The following is a 14,347-nucleotide window of genomic DNA, read 5'->3' on the forward strand; positions in this document are numbered from 1 at the left end:
AATGGCCGCGCCTAAGCCCGCATCTGCGAGAGCCATTCCTGCGTCGTCGCGATCTCCAGCTGAACCGAGAAGCGATTGCCGAGGAGGTCGAGCGCGGCATTGTAAGTTTGATCGACGGAGCTGCAGACGGCGTCCTTCAACAGGATCACCCTGTAGCCAAGGTCGATCGCGCCAAGTGCGGTCGCCAGGACGCAGACATCCGTTTCGCCGCCCGTCACCACGATCGTTCCGACGTCCTGATGAGCGAGCAAGCTTTCCAGCTTGCCGCTTAGCCAGGGCGAATAGGTGCGCTTGTCGAGGACCCGGGCAGGCGGCACCAGACGCTGCAAGGGATGAAGCAGATCGAGCATGCCCGGGTCGAGCCGTGTCGCTGTCATCATCGGCCATTTTTCATAATAGGACCGCCACATGCCAGGCATTTCTGCCGGCGAATGTGGCGGAATGAACCGGGTAAAGACAGTGCGATCAGGAAAGCGACCTGCAACCTCCAGCACCTGGTCCGAGATCGTCGCCATCCAGTTCACCTGCCATGGCGTCTCCTCGCTGAACATGCGCTGCATGTCGACGCAAATATGAATCCAGCGTTCCGCGTTCATGATCACAATCCACCCGACACATTGGGCCATCCGATGCATTTGGGTCCGACGACCCAACCCGCAGGATGAAATGCGGTTCCTTCAGGGCGGGAGGCACTCTATGCAGGCGCCACCAGCCAGGGTGCCCGGGCCCATCATGAGCGGCTGCCGTCGAAAAGCGTCGTGAGAGCCTTCACGAGTACCGCACTCGCGAAGGGCTTGGAAAGGATCGGGGCCGCATGGCGTGTCCCGCTGAGAGCGGTGTCGCCATAGCCGCTCAGGATGAGAAAGGGGATCGATCTTTCATCGCATGCGTCCGCGACCGGAAGCCCGCTGTGTCCCTGGAGGTTCATGTCCAGCACGACGGCATCGATTTTGGCCTCGTCCTGCAGCAGCCCCAATGCCCGCCCCACGGTGGGCGCGGGGCCAACCACCTCGCCGCCGGCATCGATCAAGGTGTCCTCGATCGACATGGCCACCAGCATCTCGTCTTCGACGACAAGTATCCGGCGTCCCGCCAAAATCGCAGACATGATCATTCCCCCCTGTCGTCCATGCCGGCGCGCCGCCCGTCGACGAAATCCATCCGGATCGTGCAGGTAACACCCGCCGGCTCGAACCGAAGATCGACCGGGCGTCCGAGTTCGCTGGCGAGCCCGCGGTTGAGAACGCGCAGCCCGAACCCCTGGCGGTGCGGGGGTGACGCCGATGGTCCGCCGCGCTCTTCCCACCGGACCGAACATGCGTCGCTGCATTGCCACGACAGCACAACGCAGCCACTGCTGTTCGATAGAGCGCCGTATTTGATCGCGTTGGTCAGCAATTCGTTGAACGCCATCGAAAGCGCGAGCGCCTGTTTGGGACTGATGCGGATCGCAGGTCCTAGAAGAGACACGCGCCCATCTTCGATCCAGGCTGCGAGAACGGCGTGGGCAATGTCGTTGAGGTATACCGCCTGCCATGCCTCGCGCGTGAGCAGGTCGTGCGCCTTGGCAAGAGCAAGCAGCCTGGTGTTGAAAGCACTGGCGAACGCTTCCGGCGTCTCCACGCTCTTCAGCGTCTGTTCGGCAAGGGACTGCACTGTTGCCAGCGTGTTCTTCACACGATGATTGAGTTCGCCGATCAGCAGCTTCTGCCGCTTTTCCGCCCTGCGCTCCTCGGTTCGGTCCCTGAAGATCTTGAGGTAGCGGTCCGGTCCGCTCCCCTCGACCGGAAGCATGACGCCAGAACCCCAGAAACGGGATTCATCCTTGCGATAGTGCCAGCGCTCGCTGGTCGCGCGGCCCTCCTCGCGCGCCGTTCGCATTTCCTGGTCGGGGACATCCGACGCTCGGTCCTGAGGGCTGAAGAAAATGCCGCCTGGTTGGCCAAGTATCTCGCTCTCGCGATAACCGAGCAGTCGTTCGGCGCCGCTGTTCCAGCTTGCGATCCGTCCGGCACCGTCGAGCGTGATGATCGCATACTCGCTGGCGCTGTCGAGGATGATCCGCAATCGCTCATTGCTGCGGCGAAGTCCCTCCTCGGCACGCTGATGCGCCTCCTCGGTCCGTCTACGCTCGATGCTGAAGCCCAATTGTCGTGCGATCGTCAGGGAGAGAACGGCCTCCTCCTCCGTGAAGACGTGCACGACTTCGCGATAGGTCATAAACTTTCCAATGACCACGCCGTTGGCGGTCAAGGGAATGAAGGCCAGCGCGCGGATCCCCTCGCGTCTTATGGTGTCCTTGAGCGCCTCAGGCTCGTCGGCAAGCTCTATGTCACTGATGAAAATCGGGGCGGCGTCGCGGTCACCAGGTTTCCACGGCGAGTGACCGTCAACAGCCCGGCGGTAACCTTCCGAGAGCCCGCGCGACGCGACGAAGCGCATCACCCCCTCATGGTCGAAAAGCAGGATGGAGGCACGGCTGCAGCGCAAGGCTCGCTCGATCGCATCGAACGTAGCATCGAAAATGTCGGCGATCGAATCGGCGCGGTAGAGGGCATCCGTGAACTGAAAGAGGGCCGCTAGTTCGTCGGCCTTCTTGATCCAGGAACTATCGACGCCGGACGAACCCTGCCTCATGTCTGCACCCCGAGTCCCGGCGAGAGGTCTGCCGGATCCACCCCTGGAAGGCTGCGATCACGAATGCCATTTGTGAGATTGGTCCGTCCACGCACGCCCGGTGACCAAAAGAAAACAACTGTAGCGGCGCGCTTCGATTTCAAGCCTGCCTGGACAGCCGATCGGACCAATCACGGACAAGTGCGACGCGCGACCCGGGCGGGCATCTCGACCTTTGGCGGCACGAGATCGGTTCGAGCACCGAGACCAGGCGTTCCCGGCGCTCGCCAGGTGGTCCGTCGCGAAAGACGTATCCAAGGCCGGAACCGTCGGCAATCATCGGATCGCAGGTGCCGTTTCTCCTCTCCGGCGCATCCGGACCGGATCACCGGCCAGGTCGGCCAAGTTGCCGACGGACACGCACTTTGATCCGGCCATCAGGGCCGAACCCACATCGCCTCAGGGCGCTTCGACAAGCGACTTGAGCCGGCCAAGCGCCTTGTCCCAGCCCTCTGCGATCGCCTCGAGAAATGCGCGCGCCTCTTCGAGGCGACGTGGATCGACCGCGTAGAGGACCTCTTTGCCGTGACGCTCGTGCACCACCAGCCTTGCCGTCACCAGCACCTGCAGGTGTTTCACGATCGCCTGCCGGGTGATTGCCTGCCCCTCGGACAGCGCCGTTGCCGTCAGGGCACCGGCGGCCAGGAGCCGCGTGACCAGCGCAAGTCGGGTCGTATCGCCGAGTGCCGCAAAGACGCCCGCCAGTTCGCGCTCAGGCGTGTTCGACATGGCGCTTGATGTTTTCAATCTGGGCGCTCCAGCCCCCGTCATTCATGAGAAATGCGCGCTTGCGCCGATGCGCAGGCACGTTTTCGAAGCCGGATTCCGTGACCGTCAGCCGTGTGTCGCCGGCAACCGCCTCCAGCCGGAATTCAACGAGCGTGGTCGGCTCCCGCGCGGGATCGCATTCGGCGTCGAGGCCGTAGGGTATCCAGCGGAAGCTGAAAAGCCGCGGCGCATCCATTTCCTCGACGGTGCAGAAAACGGCATTCGGTTCAGGCTGGCGGATCGGGGCCGGCTCGAGACCCATCGCGGCCTGGTATTTCGCAATATGCTCCTCGTTGAACTCTCCCTTGAATGAGCCGGTTACCGCCCGTCCCGGAGCAAACGGCTCGTTCAGCTCGACGCCAAACCACCGCCCGAATTCCGAGACGTCGGTTATCGCCCGCCAGACGCGCTCGATGGGCGCGCGCAGCAGGATTGCCTTCTCGATACGATCGAATGAGCTCATGACGCTTTCCTTTCGTGCAACGATTTGGTTGCAAGTATAGCGGCCACCGACAGATGCGCAACCAAATAGTTGCACATAATATCCACCGACCCTGCGCCGCGAGATCGCTCAGGATGCGGGGACCGGCCGCCGCAGCGCCTTGCCGTCGTCAGTCAGGAATCCCGTCAGTGCCGCGACAGGTAGCCGAGGCCCACGCCGCCAGCAGTCGCAACGACGCCCAAAGCCAGAAGGGCGATCCTTTGATGTCCGAACCTAACGACAGCCGGCTTCAGGCGTTCCGAGCGCCTGGAGAAAAGTGCAGAAAGACGCATTCGCAATCAACGTCAGCGCGCAACCCCTTGGACATATCGCCTGCTTACGCCCGACAGCCGCTGTGAACGAGGCCGCATCGTCCCCACTGAGGACGAAACGCTCTGTTGATGCGGCTGAAAAAGCGCTGGACGAATGCTGCCCGCTCAAGCTTTAACGGAGGCCGAGGAGAGCTCCTGCGGAGCTGCAGTCTACCGATCGGAACATCATGCCAATTCATGAACTCGCCGCGCTGGGGGCGGCGACCTGCTGGGCCCTGACGGGATTGATCTCGGCCGGGCCGGCCGGCCATCTCGGCGCACCCGCCTTCAACCGCCTTCGGCAGGTCTTCGTCACAGGGCTCCTCGCAATCTACGTGCTCGCCACCGGGACGTGGCGCGAGCTTCATGCCGCAAGCGTCACCCCACTGCTTTTGTCCGGCTTGATCGGCATTTTCATCGGCGACACGCTGCTCTTCGCCGCGCTCAACCGGCTCGGTCCGCGCCGCGCCGGCATCCTCTTCGCCCTCAACGCGCCGATCGCCGCCTTGCTCGGCTGGCTGGTGCTCGGCGAAACGCTGTCACCCACGGCGGTCGCAGGCATCGCGCTGACGGCCACCGGCGTGTTTCTCGCCATTCTCTTCGGCAAGCGCCGGGCGCAGATTCACGAATGGGAAAAGGTCAAGGGGCCGCTTTGGATCGGCGTCCTGCTCGGGCTCGGCGCCGCCACCGGCCAGGCGATCGGCTCGATCATCGTGCGACCGGTCATGGCCGCCGGCATCGATCCTTTTGTCGCCTCCATGCTGCGCGTCGGCATTGCGGCCTTCTGTCTGAGCATCCTGATCCAGCTGCCTATTCCATCGGTCAAACCGAGGGCGCCGCTGACGCTGAATGTTGCCGTAATGACGGCGCTGACCGGGATGCTCGCCCTTGGCATGGGGATGACGCTGCTGCTCTTCGCGCTCGCGGGCGGCAAGGTGGGCATCGTATCGACATTGTCGGCGACCTCGCCGGTCATGATCCTGCCGATGCTCTGGCTGCGAACGGGCGAACGGCCTGCCGCCGGTGCCTGGGCCGGGGCTGCCCTCGTCGTCCTCGGCATGGCGCTGATCTTCATTCGCTGATACCCGGTCATGGTGCGCCTCATTATGCCGGGCATTGCTGATGCTTGGCGTGCAGGCGACACGTTTCCACCGCGCAGCCGAACGCAAGGTGCTCGGTCGCAATGTGCTCTCGGACGCAGCCACCGAGCCGGACGAAGAGCTGGCGGACCCGAGCAAGCTCTTCGATATGACCAACAAGCTCTCGTCGGTGCTCATCAACCGCAGCGCCGTCGTGCCTGTCGCGGCTGCCGCGCTCATTCCCTTTGCCGTCGCCGGCGCAACCAGACTGCCCTACAAGGACGTCTTTTCGGTGCTGAAGAAACTCCTGCTGCTTTGAGGCCTTGGCTTCGGCCGGGCCGCAGGCTCCACCCGAAGGATAGCAGGTCCGGAAGCGACAAGCCCGGTGCTCTCAAATGACAGATGGCACTCGATGGCGATAGCTCACCAGCGCCACCACTTTGCTCGACCGACTGCAAGACCCGAAGCCTGCAATACGCTCTCGATTGCGCCGCCGATCGACAACAGCTCCTCATCGCCATAACGACGGCCGACGACTTGCAGGCCAACAGGCAGGCCATCGTTGGCGAGGCCGGCAGGCACCGAGAGAGCCGGACACTGCGGCAGCAGGTTGAACGGGCAGGTCATGTCCAGCCCGCGAAAACGCCCCTCTGGCGTATCGGCAACGTAGTCGTTGTCGTCCGCGTCGGCTGAAGGGGCCGTGACCGCGCAGGTCGGGCAAAGCAGCGCATCGTAGCGGGCAAGGATGGCGGCGAGATCAAGCCACATCGCGGTCCGAAGCAGTTCCACCCGTTTGTAGACTGTGGCGCTCAGACCAAGCCCACGTTCGATGAGCTCGATGACGATCGGGTCCATGCGCTCGCGGTAGCCATCGATCGCGTCGCCGAAAAATGCGGCCATGAACACACACCAGAGATCGTACCATTGGTCGTTGACGGCTCGAGACCAGCCGATATCCACGAGTTCCACCGTGGCCCCGGCCGCACGAAGCTGCTCGACCGCGGCCAGGATGGCGGCTTGCACCGGCGCCTCGACTCTGTAGTAACCAAAATCCAGCGAAAGCGCGAAGCGCCGGCCCCCAAGAGAGCCGGCCTGTGCCCTGTCGACCACGAAGGGAAGCGGCAGCGAAGAAATGTCCGCATCATCCGATCCGGCGGCCGCGGCCATGAAGGCGATAGAGTCGCCGATGGTCCGCGCCAGCGGGCCGAAATGGGATATGTTGTCGAAGACGCTCGGCAGGATGGTCATGGGAACTCGACCAAGGCTGGGCTTGAAGCCGACGGCGCCCGAGAGCGCGGCAGGAATACGCACCGACCCGCCCATGTCCGTGCCTTCGGCGAACGGGACAACGCCGGTGGCGACGGCGACCGCCGATCCACCGGACGAGCCGCCGGAGGTTCGCTCCGGGTTCCAGGGGTTGCGGGTCACGCCCCATCGTGGGCTCGACGTGAAACTGGAATGGGCGAATTCCGGCGTCGTCGTCTTGCCGATGAGGATCGCGCCGGCGTCCTCGAGCCGCTCGATGCACAGCGCAGTCTTTGTTGGAACCCAATCCCCGCGCGTCCAGGAGCCGAGCGTGGTGAGATCGCCCTTGGTCGGCGTCAGATCCTTGGCGGCAAAGGGGACGCCGAGAAGAACGGGCGTGTTGCCGCCGGTTGCGACAAGTTCGTCAGCCGCCCGCGCGGATGCAAGTGCTGCCTCCTCACGCAGCAGCGTGAACGCGTTCAGCGATTGGTTGACAATTTTCGCGCGGCGCAGGGATTCGGCAACGACCGCCTCGGCGGAAAAATGGCGGGCGCGGATGCCGGCAGCGATCTCCGTTGCGGGCAGATCGAGCGGATGCGTGGGCGCAAGGGCGCGAGAAATCGTCTGCATGACTGCGGACTCCGTGCTAGGTCTTGTCTTCGACAGGTGGGGAATGGATGTGGCAGCAAGATCCGGTGGGGCGAGCGCCTATATCGATGATTGGAATGCCGGGCTCGCAGAGGCCGTAGCGAACCTCGGCGAACTCGGTTTCCCGGAGGCTCTGGAGCGTGCGCTTCGGCAACTCGTCTCCTTCGAGATGATGAACGGCTTTGCCTATTCGCCAGGCGGTAAGGCCTTCGATCTCGATAACGACCGCATCGTCGGCGACCGCATCACCATCGTCGACCACTACCTTGCCGGCGCCTACATACTCGACCCGTTCTACGATGCCGTCCGCAGTGCAAAACCCGACGGCGTACTGGTGATGCGACGATTGGCGCCGGACCGCTTCACCGAGACGGAATACTTCCACCGCCACTACCAGGCGACTGGCATCGTCGACGAGATCGGCTTCATTCTGAAGCTTCCGGACGTCGATGCAGTGCTGTCGCTCTCGCGCATCGGCACAGTGCCTGCCTTCTCCCGCCGTGATATCGCACGGTTGGAAAGCGCGGCGCCGATCGTCCGGGCGCTCGCTGAACGGCACTGGCGCGCGCGGTTCGACCCGCCGCGCCAGGAGGACGATGCCGCGGCGACGATCAGCCACCCATTGCTTTCGAAACGGGAACTGGAGATCGTGACCCTGATCCTCAAGGGTCACTCGACCTATTCGATCGCCGCGACGCTCGGCCTCTCGCCGAATACGGTCAAGGTCCATCGTCGCCAGGCCTATGCCAAGCTCACCATTTCCAGCCAGGCGGAACTCTTCCATCTCTTCCTCAGCCGCCGCTGATCATTCGACGAACTCGACTTCCGGCGGCGCAGACTGGAAAAACCGGGTGAGGTAGGCGAGATAGCACACGCCGACAGCCAGCCAGATGATACCCAGAAGCTTGGCGTGGCCATCGAGATTCCACAGCAGGAACAGGTCGCAGACCGCACCGACAGCCGGCACGACAAGTCCGAGGAGCGCGCCAAGCGGCCGCACGATTGCGTTGCCCTGCAGGTAGAGCGCGATCACCGACACATTGACGGCAGTGAAGGCGAGGAAAGCGCCGAAATTGATGAAGGACGTCGAGGTCGTCACATCAAGCGTGAGCGCGAGCAGGCCGACGATGCCGACGAGCACGAGGTTGAAAACCGGCGTGCGCCATTTCTCGTGCAGCTTGCCAAAGACACCGGCCGGCAACACGCCGTCGCGGCCCATGGCGAACAGCAGCCGTCCGACGCTCGCCTGTGCCGCAAGGCCCGAGGTGAACTGGGCAACCACGAGCGTGGCGAGGAACAGGGTCACGAAGAGATCGCCGCCGATCATCAGGGCGATTTCCGAAGCGGCGGAATCGACGGAGGTGAACGCGCCGCCGGGATGGGCGAGCTGCGTGACATAGGCCGAACCCGTGAAGATGATCCCGCCGATGACCGCGATGATCATGATTGCCTTCGGCATGGTGCGGGTGGGATCACGTGTCTCCTCCGTCAGGGTCGAAACGGCATCGAAGCCCAGGAAAGAATAGGCCGCGATCGCCGCACCGGCGACGGAAGCGCTGAACGGTACATTCGCTTCAAAGAATGGCCGTACCGACGCAAGCCCACCGGCGCCGTTGATGGCAACGACATAACGCGCTGCCAGCGCAACGAAGGCAACCAGCACCGTGAGCTGCACCAGCATCAGCACGACGTTTACCCGGTTGGCGAACGCGATGCCGATGACGTTCACGGCCGTCGTCAGCACGATGAAACCGGCGATCCACAGCCAGGCCGGAACGGCCGGGAAGGCGGAGCCCAGATAGGCAGCGCCGATCAGCCAGATAACCATCGGCAGGAAGAAGTAGTCGAGCAGGACGGCCCAGCCGACAAGGAAGCCCGCGCCCGAATTCAGCGACTTACGGGCGTAGGTGTAGGCGGATCCGGCGACCGGATAGACCTTCGCCATGACCCCGTAGCTCGCGGCCGTCAGGAAGATCGCAAGCGCCGCGATGAAATAGGCCATCGCCGTCGTGCCCTGGCTTGCCGAGGCCAGCGCCCCGAACGTGCCGAACACGATCATCGGCGTCATATAGGCAAGCCCGAACAGCACCACCGACCACAGACCAAGGGTTCGATCGAGTTTAATGTTTTGCGTCATGTTCCCCTCCTCCAACGAACAGGCAGGAAACGTCGGGGAAATCGAAGGCTATGCCAATAACCCTAGGGTGTTATGGCGCCCCACGGTGACACGGCGCGGAGGGGAGAGCCAGCCGGGTCACTCGAGCTTCACAGCTTGGTTCGGCGCCGCGCTCACACGGAGAGCAAGGTTCTCGTCAGCGGATGCCCGGCATCGGCAAGACCATCGATGATGTTGAAGTGATGCCTGTCCGGCTCCACGACGGTCGCCGTGGTCGCCCCGAGCCCGATCCAGATGTTGGCAAGGAGCGCATTCTGGCGCAGGAACTCCGCGCGCTCGCCGCCACCGACCCAGCAGGTGATGCGGGCATTTGGCATTGGCCGCAGCAGCGCCGGGCTCTCCGAAAGCGCCTCCGCCTCGTCGATCGCCAGTTTCTCGTTCATCCCCGTCGACATGATTGGACGCAGATCGTGCACGCCCGAGATCGAGACGACGTTGCGGATTCGCTCCTGGACATCCGGCGCAAGCGGCGCGCTCGCGGTGATCATCCGGCTGACGAGATGGCCGCCGGCGGAATGGCCGGCCAGCATCAGCGGCCCTTCAACCAGCTTCGCCGCTTCGCTGATGGCCGCCGCGACCTCGCCGACAATCCCGGCAATCCGGATCTCCGGGCAGAGCGTGTAGGAGGGCATGGCTACGGCATAGCCATGGGCGACAGCGCCTGCCGCGAGATGCGACCAGAAGCTCTTGTCGAGCTGCAGCCAGAAGCCACCATGGACGAAAACGACCAGACCTTTCGCCGCGCCATCGGGGAAAAACAGGTCCATGCGGTTTCTGGATCGCTTGCCATAGGCAACGTCAAGCTTGGCAAGCCCCGATGCTGAAAGCGCGTTGCGGAATGCCTCGGCAGGCCCCGCCCATGCCTCCGGCCACCGATCACCCCGCGCAATGTTCACGCCATTGGCATAGGCGTCGTTCCAATCGGAAACACGGTGTTCCAGCATCGATGCAATCCTCCCTTCGATGTCTCCCCACGCATAGAAATCACCCGCCCCGGCCAGAAACGCAATGGCATCATCGGAAAAACTTTAGGCTTGAAATAATTTTGGACTGGTGCGATGCTGCCTCATGTTCAGCCGAGAAGTGGAGGTCTCGCTGTGCCCATCACGATCATTGGAGTTGTCGCAGCGACGGCGCAGCCCATCGGCGACGATGCGGCGAAGCTTGCGACCAGTTCGCACGGCAGGGCTCCGCACCACCGCACGAAATTTAGCCGGCTTTGAAAAATGCCTGCGCAACAGGCAGGAACTGAACAAGGGAACAGCCGCCACATGCTTGGACCGACTTCGCACGTCGATACGTTCACACGCGACCATCTGCCACCACCGGAAGAATGGCCGGTATTCCTTCTCGAAGGCTTCGACTACCCGGACCACCTCAACGCCGCCGTCGAACTGACGGACGTCATGGTCGCCAAGGGTTTTGGCGACCATACCGCGCTGATCGGCAACGGCCGCCACCGAACCTACAAGGAACTGTCCGACTGGACGAACCGGCTCGCCCATGCGCTCGTCGAGAACTACGGCGTGAAGCCGGGACAGCGCGTGCTCATCCGCTCCGCCAACAATCCGGCAATGGTCGCCTGCTGGCTGGCGGCGACAAAGGCCGGCGCGGTCGTCGTCAACACCATGCCGATGCTGCGCGCCGGCGAACTGACGAAGATCGTCGACAAGGCAGAGATCGGCCTTGCGCTCTGCGACACGCGCCTGATGGACGAGATGATCGCCTGCGCCAAGGACAGCCGCTATCTGAAACAGGTCATCGGCTTCGACGGGACTGCGAACCACGACGCCGAACTCGACCGTATTGCACTCGACAAGTCGGTGGTCTTCGAGGCGGTGAAAACCGGCCGCGACGACGTGGCGCTTCTCGGCTTCACCTCGGGCACGACGGGGATCCCAAAGGCAACCATGCACTTCCACCGCGATCTCCTTGCGATCGCCGACGGTTATGCCCGGGAGGTCCTCGGGGTCACCCCTGACGATGTTTTCGTCGGCTCGCCGCCGCTCGCCTTCACCTTCGGCCTCGGCGGCCTTGCGATCTTCCCTTTGCGTTTCGGGGCGGCGGCAACGCTGCTCGAGCACGCGACGCCCGCCAACATGGTGGAGATCATCGAGAAGTACAAAGCGACGATCTCGTTTACCGCCCCCACAGCCTATCGGGCGATGATGAAGGCGATGGACGACGGCGCCGACCTCTCCTCCCTGCGCGTGGCGATCTCGGCGGGCGAGACCTTGCCGGGACCCGTCTTCGAGGAATGGACGGCAAAGACCGGCAAGCCGATCCTCGACGGGATCGGTGCGACCGAGATGCTGCACATCTTCATTTCCAACCGTTTCGAGGACCGCAAGGCCGCCTCGACCGGGAAACCCGTCGGCGGCTATGAAGCCCGGATCGTCGACGACGAGATGCGGGAAGTCCCGCGCGGCACGATCGGCAAGCTTGCCGTGCGCGGCCCCACCGGCTGCCGCTACATGGCCGACAGCCGCCAGCGCGACTATGTCCGCGAGGGCTGGAACCTCACCGGCGACGCCTTCTACCAGGACGAGGACGGTTTCTTCCATTTCGCCGCCCGGTCAGACGACATGATCATCACCGCCGGCTACAACATCGCCGGCCCGGAGGTCGAGGCCGCCCTGATTTCCCACCCGGAAGTCGCCGAATGTGCCGTCGTCGGCGCGCCCGATGCGGAGCGAGGCCAGATCGTCGAGGCCTATGTCGTGCTGGTATCAGGCGTTTCGGCAGACGCCGCGACGATCAAGCGCCTGCAGGACCACGTGAAGGCGACGATCGCGCCCTACAAATATCCGCGATCGGTAAAATTCCTGGACAGCCTGCCGAAAACAGCCACGGGCAAGATCCAGCGGTTCCGATTGCGGTCGGAGAACTAAAACCATGAGCAAGTCATACGACCCTTCGAAAGAAGGCGCGCAGATGTCGTTCAAGGGACGCATGTCCTACAGCGACTACCTCATGCTGGAGAAGGTGCTCGACGCACAGGAGCCGCTTTCCAAGGCGCACGACGAGATGCTGTTCATCATCCAGCATCAGACATCGGAGCTCTGGATGAAGCTCGCGCTGCACGAGATCAACGCCGCGGTCCGCTCGATCCGCGACGACCGGCTGGAACCTGCGTTCAAGATGCTGACGCGGGTTGCGCGCATCTTCGAGCAGCTAAACAGCGCCTGGGACGTGCTGCGCACGATGACGCCCAGCGAATACACCACGTTCCGCGAATCGCTCGGCCAATCCTCCGGCTTCCAGTCCTGGCAGTACCGGGCGATCGAGTTCCTCGCCGGCAACCGCAATGTCGCGATGCTAGGGCCCCATGCGCACCGGCCCGACATCATGGAGAAGCTGGAAGCGATCCTCGCCGCGCCGTCGCTCTACGACGAAGCGATCCGGCTTCTTTCGCGCAACGGCTTCGACGTTGGCGAGGAGGCCGATCGGACCGATTGGCGCGAAACCCGCACGGAAAGCGACAAGGTCTTTGCCGCCTGGCAGACCGTCTACCGCGATCCCGAGCGCTACTGGATGCTTTACGAGCTCGCCGAGAAGCTGGTCGATTTCGAGGATTACTTCCGCCGCTGGCGCTTCAACCACGTCACAACGGTCGAACGCATCATCGGCATGAAACGCGGAACCGGGGGCACATCCGGCGCGTCCTATCTGAAAAAGATGCTCGAAGTGGAACTCTTCCCTGAGCTCTGGCACGTGCGCACGGGCCTCTGATAGAACACATTTATAAGGGAACCCCAAAACGAGGAGAACAGCATGAACCGCATTCTGGCAGCGAGCCTTCTTGGCCTCTCGCTTGCGACGTCGAGCCTTGCCCATGCCGAGCCGGTGAAGATCGGCGTCATCACCACGCTTTCGGGCGGCGGCGCGGGACTCGGCATCGACATGCGCGACGCCTTCACGCTGGCGATCAAGCAATCGGGCAACAAGGACGTGGAACTGGTGATCGAGGACGATGCCCAGAAGCCGGAACTTGCGGTGCAGATCGCCGAGAAGATGATCCAGGGCGACAAGGTCGATCTCATGACCGGCATTATCTGGTCGAACCTGGCGATGGCCGTCGTGCCGAACACGGTCGCGCAGGACGTGATCTATCTCTCGCCCAATGCCGGCCCCTCGGCTCTTGCCGGTGCGAACTGCAACCCGAACTATTTCAACGTCGCCTATCAGAACGACAATTTCCATGAGGCGATGGGGCAATACGCCAACAAGGACTACAAGAACGCCTTCATCCTGGCGCCCAACTACCCGGCCGGCAAGGACGCGCTGACCGGCTTCAAGCGCTACTACAAGGGCAGCCTCGCCGGCGAGATCTACACGCAGGTCGGCCAGACGGACTATGCCGCCGAAATCGCCCAGATCCGTGCGTCCGGCGCCGATAGTGTCTACTTCTTCCTGCCCGGCGGCATGGGCATCGCCTTCATGAAGCAATATGCCCAGTCGGGCGTGAACATCCCGGTGATGGGCCCCGGCTTCTCCTTCAGCCAGGATGTCCTGCCGGCAATCGGCGATGCTGCGCTCGGCGTCAAGAACTCGGCGACCTGGTCGAAGGACCTCGACAACGAGGCCAACAAGGAATTCGTCGAAGCCTTCAAGGCCGAATACAAGCGCCTTCCCTCGATCTATGCGGCACAGAGCTGGGATACGGCAAACCTGATCCTCGCAGCTCTCTCGAAGGCTGATGTCAAGGACAAGGACGCTTTCCGCGCGGCGCTCAAGGCGGCGGACTTCCAGTCGGTGCGCGGCAAGTTCGTCTTCAACAACAACAACCACCCGATCCAGAACATCTACGTTCGCGAGGTGGTGAAGGAAGACGATGGCACGCTCACCAACAAGATCATCGCCACCGCCTTCGACGATCACAAGGACGCCTACGCCGAGAAGTGCAGCATGTAATGCTTCGGCGCTGTTATCGCCCGGATGCCCGGCCTTCACGCCGGCATCC

14 protein-coding genes are annotated in these 14,347 nt (G+C 63.1%); 6 read left to right on the top strand and 8 right to left on the bottom strand.

The window, feature by feature from the left end; translation table 11 throughout:
• Positions 1–11: 11 nt before the first annotated feature.
• The 5 genes from BHMPCIPO_RS22345 to BHMPCIPO_RS22365 form a co-directional block, all read right to left on the bottom strand.
• On the bottom strand, positions 12–596 hold the full coding sequence (locus BHMPCIPO_RS22345; protein WP_173519015.1) for a cysteine hydrolase family protein: 585 nt from the start codon (positions 594–596) through the stop codon (positions 12–14).
• 134 nt (positions 597–730) lie between these two features.
• Complete coding sequence (locus BHMPCIPO_RS22350; RefSeq protein WP_210266628.1) at positions 731–1,114, bottom strand: response regulator; 384 nt, start codon at positions 1,112–1,114, stop codon at positions 731–733.
• On the bottom strand, positions 1,111–2,637 hold the full coding sequence (locus tag BHMPCIPO_RS22355) for a sensor histidine kinase (protein ID WP_173519016.1): 1,527 nt from the start codon (positions 2,635–2,637) through the stop codon (positions 1,111–1,113). Before BHMPCIPO_RS22355 ends, BHMPCIPO_RS22350 begins: the two co-directional genes overlap by 4 nt.
• Positions 2,638–3,075: 438 nt before the next feature.
• Positions 3,076–3,405, bottom strand: a complete 330-nt coding sequence (locus BHMPCIPO_RS22360; RefSeq protein ID WP_173519017.1) for an ArsR/SmtB family transcription factor — start codon at positions 3,403–3,405, stop codon at positions 3,076–3,078.
• Complete coding sequence (locus BHMPCIPO_RS22365; protein ID WP_173519018.1) at positions 3,389–3,907, bottom strand: SRPBCC family protein; 519 nt, start codon at positions 3,905–3,907, stop codon at positions 3,389–3,391. The genes BHMPCIPO_RS22360 and BHMPCIPO_RS22365 overlap by 17 nt, the downstream gene beginning before the upstream one ends.
• Positions 3,908–4,424: 517 nt before the next feature.
• Between BHMPCIPO_RS22365 and BHMPCIPO_RS22370 the strand changes: the two genes are divergently transcribed.
• Entirely contained in the window at positions 4,425–5,318 is an 894-nt protein-coding gene (locus tag BHMPCIPO_RS22370) for a DMT family transporter (RefSeq protein ID WP_173519019.1), read from the top strand.
• Positions 5,319–5,358: 40 nt separating this feature from the next.
• Complete coding sequence (locus tag BHMPCIPO_RS22375; RefSeq protein WP_246304503.1) at positions 5,359–5,634, top strand: hypothetical protein; 276 nt, start codon at positions 5,359–5,361, stop codon at positions 5,632–5,634.
• Positions 5,635–5,738: 104 nt separating this feature from the next.
• Here the strand turns inward: BHMPCIPO_RS22375 and BHMPCIPO_RS22380 are convergent, their stop codons facing one another.
• Positions 5,739–7,190 carry an amidase gene (locus tag BHMPCIPO_RS22380; RefSeq protein ID WP_173519020.1) on the bottom strand — a complete coding sequence of 484 codons (1,452 nt, stop codon included), beginning with the start codon at positions 7,188–7,190 and terminating at the stop codon, positions 5,739–5,741.
• Between the two features lie 49 nt (positions 7,191–7,239).
• On the opposite strand from BHMPCIPO_RS22380, the gene BHMPCIPO_RS33690 reads away from it, so the two are divergent.
• Positions 7,240–8,013: a helix-turn-helix transcriptional regulator gene (locus BHMPCIPO_RS33690; protein WP_312033056.1), complete on the top strand. Its 774-nt coding sequence runs from the start codon at positions 7,240–7,242 to the stop codon at positions 8,011–8,013.
• Here BHMPCIPO_RS33690 and BHMPCIPO_RS22390 read toward each other — a convergent pair whose 3' ends face one another.
• Positions 8,014–9,345, bottom strand: coding sequence for an APC family permease (locus tag BHMPCIPO_RS22390; protein WP_173519022.1), 1,332 nt, complete (start codon positions 9,343–9,345; stop codon positions 8,014–8,016). It lies immediately after the preceding gene.
• A 152-nt stretch (positions 9,346–9,497) separates the two neighbouring features.
• Positions 9,498–10,328: a hormone-sensitive lipase gene (locus tag BHMPCIPO_RS22395; RefSeq protein WP_173519023.1), complete on the bottom strand. Its 831-nt coding sequence runs from the start codon at positions 10,326–10,328 to the stop codon at positions 9,498–9,500.
• A gap of 327 nt (positions 10,329–10,655) precedes the next feature.
• Here BHMPCIPO_RS22395 and BHMPCIPO_RS22400 point away from each other — a divergent pair, with 327 nt between their 5' ends.
• The 3 genes from BHMPCIPO_RS22400 to BHMPCIPO_RS22410 are packed head-to-tail and all read left to right on the top strand — an operon-like array spanning position 10,656 to position 14,298.
• Positions 10,656–12,275 (top strand): benzoate-CoA ligase family protein, encoded by a 1,620-nt coding sequence (locus BHMPCIPO_RS22400; RefSeq protein ID WP_173519024.1) that lies wholly within the window; start codon positions 10,656–10,658, stop codon positions 12,273–12,275.
• A 4-nt stretch (positions 12,276–12,279) separates the two neighbouring features.
• On the top strand, positions 12,280–13,116 hold the full coding sequence (kynA, locus tag BHMPCIPO_RS22405; protein WP_173519025.1) for a tryptophan 2,3-dioxygenase: 837 nt from the start codon (positions 12,280–12,282) through the stop codon (positions 13,114–13,116).
• Positions 13,117–13,158: 42 nt separating this feature from the next.
• Positions 13,159–14,298 carry an ABC transporter substrate-binding protein gene (locus BHMPCIPO_RS22410; RefSeq protein WP_173519026.1) on the top strand — a complete coding sequence of 380 codons (1,140 nt, stop codon included), beginning with the start codon at positions 13,159–13,161 and terminating at the stop codon, positions 14,296–14,298.
• The last annotated feature ends 49 nt before the right edge of the window (positions 14,299–14,347 follow it).

Origin of the sequence: Ensifer sesbaniae, assembly GCF_013283665.1 — a bacterium.
In the GTDB taxonomy this organism is placed as follows: domain Bacteria; phylum Pseudomonadota; class Alphaproteobacteria; order Rhizobiales; family Rhizobiaceae; genus Ensifer; species Ensifer sesbaniae.

Excerpts from the sequence above, each read along its gene's own strand:
- BHMPCIPO_RS22360 (WP_173519017.1), bottom strand. The coding sequence starts at position 3,405 with ATGTCGAACACGCCTGAGCGCGAACTGGCGGGCGTCTTTGCGGCACTC.
- BHMPCIPO_RS22375 (WP_246304503.1), top strand. The coding sequence starts at position 5,359 with ATGCTTGGCGTGCAGGCGACACGTTTCCACCGCGCAGCCGAACGCAAG.
- BHMPCIPO_RS22350 (WP_210266628.1), bottom strand. The coding sequence starts at position 1,114 with ATGATCATGTCTGCGATTTTGGCGGGACGCCGGATACTTGTCGTCGAA.
- BHMPCIPO_RS22370 (WP_173519019.1), top strand. The coding sequence starts at position 4,425 with ATGCCAATTCATGAACTCGCCGCGCTGGGGGCGGCGACCTGCTGGGCC.
- kynA (WP_173519025.1), top strand. The coding sequence starts at position 12,280 with ATGAGCAAGTCATACGACCCTTCGAAAGAAGGCGCGCAGATGTCGTTC.
- BHMPCIPO_RS22355 (WP_173519016.1), bottom strand. The coding sequence starts at position 2,637 with ATGAGGCAGGGTTCGTCCGGCGTCGATAGTTCCTGGATCAAGAAGGCC.
- BHMPCIPO_RS22365 (WP_173519018.1), bottom strand. The coding sequence starts at position 3,907 with ATGAGCTCATTCGATCGTATCGAGAAGGCAATCCTGCTGCGCGCGCCC.
- BHMPCIPO_RS22390 (WP_173519022.1), bottom strand. The coding sequence starts at position 9,345 with ATGACGCAAAACATTAAACTCGATCGAACCCTTGGTCTGTGGTCGGTG.
- BHMPCIPO_RS22380 (WP_173519020.1), bottom strand. The coding sequence starts at position 7,190 with ATGCAGACGATTTCTCGCGCCCTTGCGCCCACGCATCCGCTCGATCTG.
- BHMPCIPO_RS22345 (WP_173519015.1), bottom strand. The coding sequence starts at position 596 with ATGAACGCGGAACGCTGGATTCATATTTGCGTCGACATGCAGCGCATG.
- BHMPCIPO_RS22400 (WP_173519024.1), top strand. The coding sequence starts at position 10,656 with ATGCTTGGACCGACTTCGCACGTCGATACGTTCACACGCGACCATCTG.
- BHMPCIPO_RS22410 (WP_173519026.1), top strand. The coding sequence starts at position 13,159 with ATGAACCGCATTCTGGCAGCGAGCCTTCTTGGCCTCTCGCTTGCGACG.
- BHMPCIPO_RS22395 (WP_173519023.1), bottom strand. The coding sequence starts at position 10,328 with ATGCTGGAACACCGTGTTTCCGATTGGAACGACGCCTATGCCAATGGC.